A 7,258-nucleotide genomic window follows, 5' to 3' on the forward strand; every position below is an offset into this window, starting at 1 on the left:
AAAATATGCTGCGGCTATGGGTTGGCTGCAAAAGAAAACAGCCCGCAAAGCGGGCTGTTTCTAATGGTGTTTAAGGCTCCAGGAGCCTCGTGCGCTGACCCCTTAGGATCGTTTAGATCGACCCCGAAAGCGACGAAATCAGGAAGAAGATCGCAGCGGACAGGGCGGCGGCTGCGGGCACTGTGATGACCCAAGCCGCAACGATTGTCATGAAGTGAGACCGGCGCACGAGCTTTCTGCGGCGGCGTTCTTCGGGCGCGTAAACAGGACGCGATGGCATCGCAATACGGGCTTTCTTGATCCGACGCTCCGCATCCCATTCGCGGAAGAACCCGACGCCGAATACAGCACCCACAGCAATGTGGGTCGAGCTGACAGGCAGGCCGAGCCAACTTGCGATGATCACTGTGATGGCCGCAGACAGCGCCACGCAGTAGGCGCGCATCGGGTTGAGTTTCGTGATCTGGCTGCCAACCATCCGGATCAGTTTGGGCCCGAACAGGAACAAACCAAAAGAAATGCCGAAGGCGCCGATTACCATGACCCAGATCGGAATGCTGACGGCTTCGGTGAAGTTGCCGGACTGAGACGCCTGAACAATGGCCGCCAGCGGGCCGACAGCGTTCGCAACGTCGTTTGCGCCATGTGCAAAACTTAGAAGGGCGGCAGAAACCACCAGAGGAATGCCGAACAGAACCTTCAGAGATTTGTTGCGGTTTTCCAGACCCTGAGACTGTTTGCGAATGACCGGGATCATGATCGCCCAGATGCCTGCGCCAACGATCGCACCGATGATCAGTGCTGTCGGCAGGTCGATCTTGATGATCTTCTTAAGGCCTTTCAGCGCCAGATAGGTCGCAAAAGCACCCGCCATGATGCCGACAAGGATCGGAACCCACTTGCGTGCAGCGGCGATTTTGTCGTCCTGATAAATGATGCGGGATTTGATCAACGCCAGGAAAAGCGCGGCGATCACACCGCCCAGAACGGGGGAAATGACCCAGCTGGCGGCGATCGCGCTCATTGTTGGCCAGTTCACCGCGGCGAAACCGGCTGCGGCAATGCCTGCGCCCATAACGCCACCCACGACAGAGTGCGTCGTGGAAACTGGTGCGCCAACCCATGTAGCAAGGTTGACCCAAAGCGCGGCAGACAGAAGTGCGGCCAACATTGCCCAGATGAACACTTCGGCGGTGCCCATGCTGGTGGGTTCGATGATGCCTTTGGCGATGGTCGAAACCACGTCACCACCCGCTACAAGCGCGCCGGCGCTTTCGAAGATGGCCGCGATTGCGATGGCACCGCCCATGCTTAGTGCATTCGCGCCAACCGCCGGACCCATGTTGTTTGCAACATCGTTGGCACCGATGTTCAACGCCATGTAGGCGCCAAAACAGGCCGCGATAATGACTACAACCGAGTTGTTGGCATCACCAAAGAACAGCATGGCGGCAAGGCCGGCCAAGACGACGAAAATTAACGAAATGCCGGGGCCAACAAGAGGCCGTCCGACGTAGCTTGTCGCTGTTTCAAGTTTAGACAAGCGATCGAGATCGCGATCCAGTGTCTCTAGGTGGCGTGGATCGCCTTGTTGTTCAGCCATTGTGCATCCTCTTTGTCGCCCGAAGCTTCTACTTTGAGAGGGCTTCGACAATCAATGATAACTTATCCGTCTTTGGGCGCTAATGGGGCTAAGCCAGTGCATGTTGGTTTCACGCGCCATACAGGCTCTATCTTCGATTGTTCGCGAGGTTTTTCATGCGCGCTATGGGCGGCGTCTGATTGGCCTCGTTTTGAGGAGTGGTCTTATGATGCTTGCGCTCAGATGTTTTCGGGCGTGTAGATGTCAAAGCCCAAGTTTGCGATTTTGAGGCTGCTGTTGGGGTCTGACAGGACAGCGTCCGTCATGGCCGCGATTGTTGCCCGTGCGAATGTTTCCATCGGGTGCGAAATGACCATGCTTAGCGTTCCGTCGATCAGCGCCGAGCGTGTTTCGTCGATCAGTTCGTACCCGACGCTTACAAACCCTTTGGGAAGCTTTCGGGCCCGCAACGCGTTGATTGCACCGCGTATCCCGCCGCCGGAAACGAACAGGCCGCACAGGTCGGTGTGGTCTTGAAACATCTTCTCAACGATTTCCTCGGCCACAGCCGCCGTTTCATAGGTCGTTTGCGCTTCGAGCAGTGTGAATTCGCTGTTGTGTTCGCGGAAATACGACCGGAAGCCGCTTTCGTTGGATTCCTGATTTCGGTAGCGGTGATTGCCCACCAGAATGCCGATTTTCCCCGGCCCACGGCACATCTTGTCAAATGCCCACGCCGCAGTGCGTCCGACTTTGAAATGATCCAATCCGACATATCCCACGCTCGCGTTGGCAGTGAGCGATGCGATCAGCCCGAATACGGGCACGCCTGATTGATGCAGGGTGTCGATGGCATCTGACACAATAGGATGTTCTGCTGCGACCAAGCCGACAGCGTCGACATGGCGGCCCAGCTGAACCAGTTGGGTTGCGACATTGTCCGGTGAAAGGTCATCCATAAACTGGATTTTCAGTTCGACCCGACCACCTGCGAATTCACCGGCTGCTTTGCTGAGTGCCTTTGCAAGATCACGGTAGAAGGTGCGGTTCTTTTGCTGAAGCAACACCCCCAGTTTGAACACCTGTTCCTTGCGCCGCAACGAATCTTGGATCGAACCGACACCGTAGAAGCCGATTTTTTCTGCCGCTTTTAGAACCAATTCGCGGGTTTGCCGACGTACGAGATCGGGCGAGTTGATCACTCGGTTGACTGTGGTCACTGAAACACCGGCGGCTTGCGACAGGTCCTTGATAGTAGGGCGTTTTGCCGAAAATTCTTGTGTCATTTCGTGTCATTCCTGTCGATTTTTAGTGGATCAAAATGAACCAAAATGAGCCTATATGATCCATATTTCTTGATGGAAAGTGCGGCGTTCTGTCAAGATTTTCTGACTTCGCACCGGCCCGATTCACGCTTGGTGCGATTTTGGGGAGGATCGATTAGTGGACGACAGTCAGTACGGAACACGCGACAAACGCGGCAACTGGACGCCAAACGAAACGCTGCAAGTGGCGCCTTATTGGACGGGCCAGTGGGGTAAGATGGGCCAGTTTCTGGTGGGTCTTGTCTGGCCGTGGAACGCCTTTCACATGGCAACGGCATTTCTTTATTTGTGGTTCGTCATTCCGGACCGCGAGACTCTGTCGACGTTCTCTTGGGACTGGGCGCTTTGGTTGTTGTTCGTCAACATGGCCGGCATTTTCGTGCTCTATGGCGCGATCGAGTTCTTCTACTACGTCAAACGGATTCAGGGCGACCGCTGGCGGTACAATCACAAGTTTCCGGCAGATAACCCGTCGGACGTTTTCTGGTTCAAAAGCCAGAACCTGGACAACTTCCTGCGGTCTTTCCTGACGGGTATCCCGATCTGGACCGCTGTCGAAGTTTTCATGCTCTGGTGCTATGGCAACGGCTATCACGTCTTTGGCTGGGTCGATTGGCAGGACAACTGGCTGTGGCTTGTCGTGCTGATCTTCCTCGTGCCGGCGATCCATGAAGTGCACTTCTTCTGCATTCATTGGCTGATCCACACGCCGTTCCTGTATAAACACATCCATTCGGTGCACCACAATTCGATCAACCCGAGCCCGTGGTCGTCGCTGTCGATGCATCCGATCGAGCATGTTCTCTACTTTGGCGAAGTGCTGTGGCACCTCGTTCTGCCCTCAAACCCTGTCGCGTTCATGTTCAACATGCACGCCGTCGGATACGGGGCGCTGAACGGCCACATCGGTTTCGAAAAGCTCGAGGTCACGGAAGAGACCGCAATCGATAGCCACGCCTACGCCCATTACCTGCACCACAAGTACTTCGAGGTGAACTACGGCGCCGACGGGATCATCCCGCTCGATAAGTGGTTCGGCTATTGGCACGACGGATCGAAAGAGGCCGACGCGCGAATGAAAGAGCGCTTCCGTAAGAAAAAAGAGCGGTTGAATGCAAAGAAGGCGAGTCAAACGCCCGCGGAATAACGGACTTAACCAAATTCCAAGATGCTGTTCAAAGAACGGCAGCAATACTCAGGGAGGAGACCTGGAATGACTATGATGAAAACCCTAATGATCGCGACGACGACGGCGCTAATGGCGACGTCCGCAATGGCGGCAGATATCTTCGTGGTCGGTGGTAAACCGGACGATCCGTTCTGGTCGCGTGTCAAAATGGGCGCGTAAGATGCGGGTAAGGTTGCCGAAGCCCAAGGTGGCTCGGTTACATGGCTAGGTCCGCAGAACTACGACAACCTTGGTCCGGACGCGGCGGAACTGATCCGTCAGGCGATTGACCAGGGCGCAGACGCGATCGTTGGCCCGAACTGGGTCCCCGAGGCGATGGACTCGGCGTTTGAAGCTGTTGTTGCGGCTGGCATCCCGCTGGTCATCTACAACGCGGGTGGTATCGAAGCGGCTGATCGTCTGGGCGCTCTGAACTACGTCGGCGCGGTTGACTATAAGTCCGGCTATGCGGGTGGCGAGTATCTGGCGAAAGCGGGCCACAGTAACGGTGCATGCGTCAACACCTTGCCGGGTGCGGCCAACATCGAAGCGTTCTGCAGCGGCTTTAACGACAGTCTGGCCGAAAACGGCGGCACAGGTTCCGTACTTCAGCTTCCGGCGACAGCGTTCGGCGACTCGACTGCTGTGGCGCAGGCCGTGCGCGCGCACCTTCTGCAGAACCCCGACATCACTGCTATGTTCGCGATTGGCGATCAGGACTCGAACGCGACCATCAGCGGCATCCAGCAGGCTGGTAAAACAGGTTCTGTCCACGTTTGTGGCATGAACTTTAACGACTCGATCCTTGCCAACATCAAGGCCGGTACACAGGCCTGCGCGACCGACCAGCAGGGCTTCTTTGCGGTTTCCATCCTTAACAACCACGTCATGTACGGCACCACGATCCCGACACGTGAAATCCTCACAGGTCCGGGCGTGATCGATGCCAGCAACGTTGATCTGGTGATCGCAGGCGTCGAGGCGGGCGCCCGCTAATCGAGAAAGTCGTTCACGGCGGGTAGCCGTGAATTCGACTGAAACGTGAGACCGCCTGCACAGAACGGGCGGTCTCACCCCCATAGCTCCGACTTATGGTATAAAACCTCCGGGGCTCGTCGGGCCAAGGAAAGCAAATATGTCGTCTCACAACGGAAACGGCCCCAAAGGAATTTCTCTTGGGGCTCTCGCAAGACGTCCGGAAACCGGCTCTCTGATCGGATTCATCGTCGTCTACATTTTCTTCGCCGTGCTTGGCGGTCCGGTCTTTCTGGGCTTACCAGGCTGGTCGAGTTGGCTGAACATCGCAGCCGAAGTCGGCATCATCGCGCTGCCGGTTGGCCTGTTGATGATCGCGGGCGAGTTCGACATTTCCGTCGGTTCGATCGTGCCTGCCGCATCCATGATGATGGCGATGTTGGGGGGCATTATGATGCCCCTGCGATTGTCGCCATTCTGGCGGGCCTTGGCGTTGGATTGACGATTGGTCTGGTCAACGGGCTGTTGGTCACTCGGACGACCATTCCTTCGTTGATAGTCACCATTGGCGTGATGTTCGCGGTCATGGGCCTGACCCTTGGGTTTGCTGTTCTGATCAAAGGTTCGACATCCGTTTCCTATGTTCCTGATCCCCTGACGAAAAGCCTGATGGGCCAATTCGTGAAAGGATTCAGTGTTTCGATCTTCTGGTGGCTCGGGCTTGTTGCGGTGTTCTTTTATGCTCTGCACGTTTCCCCTTGGGGCAACTGGATTTTTGCCATCGGCGGCGACAAGGAAAGCGCGCGCAATGCAGGGATCCCGACGAGTCAGATGACGATTGCGCTTTTCATGGCGTCGGGCTTCTGCGCTGCTCTGGTGGGGGTTTTGCAGGTCATGACGTACCAGCAGGCTCAGGTCGCTGGCGGTCAGGCGTTTATCTTTAACTCGATCATGTGTGTGGTGATTGGCGGCGTCCTCCTGACAGGGGGCGCGGGATCAATCATCGGTATCCTCTTGGGCACCATGACATTTGCGGTCGTGAACCAAGGCATCTTCTTTGCCGGACTAGACCCGAACATCCAGTTCATCATCACAGGCGCGCTTCTTCTTGCTGCCGTCCTGTCCAACGACCGTTTCCGCGCAATGGCCACCAGCGCGGCGGCAAAGAAATAGGGGCGCAAACATGGAAAATTTCGCTGTGCTACTACGCCGCCCCGCTGCCGCATCCATCGTAAGTCTGATTGGTGTTCTGGTGTTCTACGTTTTTGCTGGTGTCGAGCTGGATAAGCTTTTCGGCGCTGCAAGCTGGGTGAACTACGCCGCGCGGATCGGCATTGTTGCCTTGCCCGTCGGCCCTTTGATGATCTCGGGCGAGATCGACATTTCTATCGGAGCCATGATCCCTGCGGGTGCGATGACGACCGCCATTATCTCAGGCCATTACGATCTTCCTATCGTCTTCGGCATTCTGGGGGCGCTGGCGATTGGCGTCTTGGTCGGATCGATCAACGGCATTCTGGCGGTGCGCACATCTGTGCCGCCTCTGATCATCACGCTGGCCACGCTTGTGGCGATGCAGGGCGTCGTGCTGGCGGGCTCGCGGCTTTTGACGGGCAGTGCGTCTGTGCCGCTGAACGCGCCGGACTGGGCCAAGACGATCTTTGGCAACCTGATGTTCGGTGGCAGCCATCAGGTGATCATTGTGTGGTGGGTGATCCTTGCTGTGATCTTCTGGTTCTTCATGCACCACACAAAATACGGCAACTGGATCTATGCCATCGGCGGCGACAAGGAGAGCGCGCGCAACGCCGGTATTCCGGTCAATGGCATGACGATCTTGCTGTACATCATGACGGCTACTGCCGCGTCATTTGTCGGGATGTGTCACTCGATCCTGTTCAACTCGGCCCAAGTGTCGGGGGGGGATGAACGACATCTTTAATATCATCGTAAGCGTTGTGGTGGGCGGTGTTTTGTTGACCGGTGGTTTCGGATCGGTGGCGGGCATTTTTGTTGGCGCACTGACATTTGCCATCGTGAACAAAGGCATCGACTTCACCGCCATCGACCGCAATTCGTCGAACCTGATTATCGGTATCATGCTTCTTCTGGCTGTTGGCATGAATGAAAAGTTCCGTAATCTCGCGACCAGTGCGTCGACGTCCAAGAAGAAGTGAGGTCTTAACGATGTCTGATAAAGCTCCTGTA

The 7,258-nt window shown here is 56.2% G+C and carries 8 protein-coding genes and 1 pseudogene; 7 read left to right on the forward strand and 2 right to left on the reverse strand.

The window, feature by feature from the left end; all coding sequences use genetic code 11:
• Positions 1–112: 112 nt before the first annotated feature.
• Both AC4FIA_RS09260 and AC4FIA_RS09265 read right to left on the reverse strand, forming a co-directional pair.
• Entirely contained in the window at positions 113–1,603 is a 1,491-nt protein-coding gene (locus AC4FIA_RS09260) for an inorganic phosphate transporter (protein ID WP_490365604.1), read from the reverse strand.
• 218 nt (positions 1,604–1,821) lie between these two features.
• Positions 1,822–2,868 (reverse strand): LacI family DNA-binding transcriptional regulator, encoded by a 1,047-nt coding sequence (locus tag AC4FIA_RS09265; RefSeq protein WP_490365605.1) that lies wholly within the window; start codon positions 2,866–2,868, stop codon positions 1,822–1,824.
• 157 nt (positions 2,869–3,025) lie between these two features.
• On the opposite strand from AC4FIA_RS09265, the gene AC4FIA_RS09270 reads away from it, so the two are divergent.
• The 7 genes and pseudogenes from AC4FIA_RS09270 (at position 3,026) to AC4FIA_RS09300 (ending at position 7,227) form a co-directional block, all read left to right on the forward strand.
• On the forward strand, positions 3,026–4,054 hold the full coding sequence (locus AC4FIA_RS09270; protein ID WP_490365606.1) for a sterol desaturase family protein: 1,029 nt from the start codon (positions 3,026–3,028) through the stop codon (positions 4,052–4,054).
• Between the two features lie 66 nt (positions 4,055–4,120).
• Positions 4,121–4,255 carry a hypothetical protein gene (locus AC4FIA_RS09275; RefSeq protein ID WP_490365607.1) on the forward strand — a complete coding sequence of 45 codons (135 nt, stop codon included), beginning with the start codon at positions 4,121–4,123 and terminating at the stop codon, positions 4,253–4,255.
• 21 nt (positions 4,256–4,276) lie between these two features.
• A pseudogene (locus AC4FIA_RS09280) lies at positions 4,277–5,071 on the forward strand (substrate-binding domain-containing protein); the annotation flags it as partial.
• Between the two features lie 139 nt (positions 5,072–5,210).
• Positions 5,211–5,552: a hypothetical protein gene (locus tag AC4FIA_RS09285; RefSeq protein ID WP_490365608.1), complete on the forward strand. Its 342-nt coding sequence runs from the start codon at positions 5,211–5,213 to the stop codon at positions 5,550–5,552.
• Positions 5,549–6,223 carry an ABC transporter permease gene (locus AC4FIA_RS09290; RefSeq protein WP_490365609.1) on the forward strand — a complete coding sequence of 225 codons (675 nt, stop codon included), beginning with the start codon at positions 5,549–5,551 and terminating at the stop codon, positions 6,221–6,223. The genes AC4FIA_RS09285 and AC4FIA_RS09290 overlap by 4 nt, the downstream gene beginning before the upstream one ends.
• A 10-nt stretch (positions 6,224–6,233) precedes the next feature.
• Positions 6,234–6,992 (forward strand): ABC transporter permease, encoded by a 759-nt coding sequence (locus AC4FIA_RS09295; protein ID WP_490365610.1) that lies wholly within the window; start codon positions 6,234–6,236, stop codon positions 6,990–6,992.
• The gene (locus AC4FIA_RS09300; protein WP_490365611.1) at positions 6,976–7,227 is read left to right on the forward strand and encodes a hypothetical protein; all 252 of its coding nucleotides are present in this window, start codon (positions 6,976–6,978) and stop codon (positions 7,225–7,227) included. Before AC4FIA_RS09295 ends, AC4FIA_RS09300 begins: the two co-directional genes overlap by 17 nt.
• The last annotated feature ends 31 nt before the right edge of the window (positions 7,228–7,258 follow it).

It is taken from the genome of Thalassococcus sp. (assembly GCF_982780845.1).

Coding starts and splice junctions, on each gene's coding strand:
- AC4FIA_RS09260 (WP_490365604.1), bottom strand. CDS start 1,603: ATGGCTGAACAACAAGGCGATCCACGCCACCTAGAGACACTGGATCGC.
- AC4FIA_RS09285 (WP_490365608.1), top strand. CDS start 5,211: ATGTCGTCTCACAACGGAAACGGCCCCAAAGGAATTTCTCTTGGGGCT.
- AC4FIA_RS09265 (WP_490365605.1), bottom strand. CDS start 2,868: ATGACACAAGAATTTTCGGCAAAACGCCCTACTATCAAGGACCTGTCG.
- AC4FIA_RS09295 (WP_490365610.1), top strand. CDS start 6,234: ATGGAAAATTTCGCTGTGCTACTACGCCGCCCCGCTGCCGCATCCATC.
- AC4FIA_RS09300 (WP_490365611.1), top strand. CDS start 6,976: ATGAACGACATCTTTAATATCATCGTAAGCGTTGTGGTGGGCGGTGTT.
- AC4FIA_RS09275 (WP_490365607.1), top strand. CDS start 4,121: ATGACTATGATGAAAACCCTAATGATCGCGACGACGACGGCGCTAATG.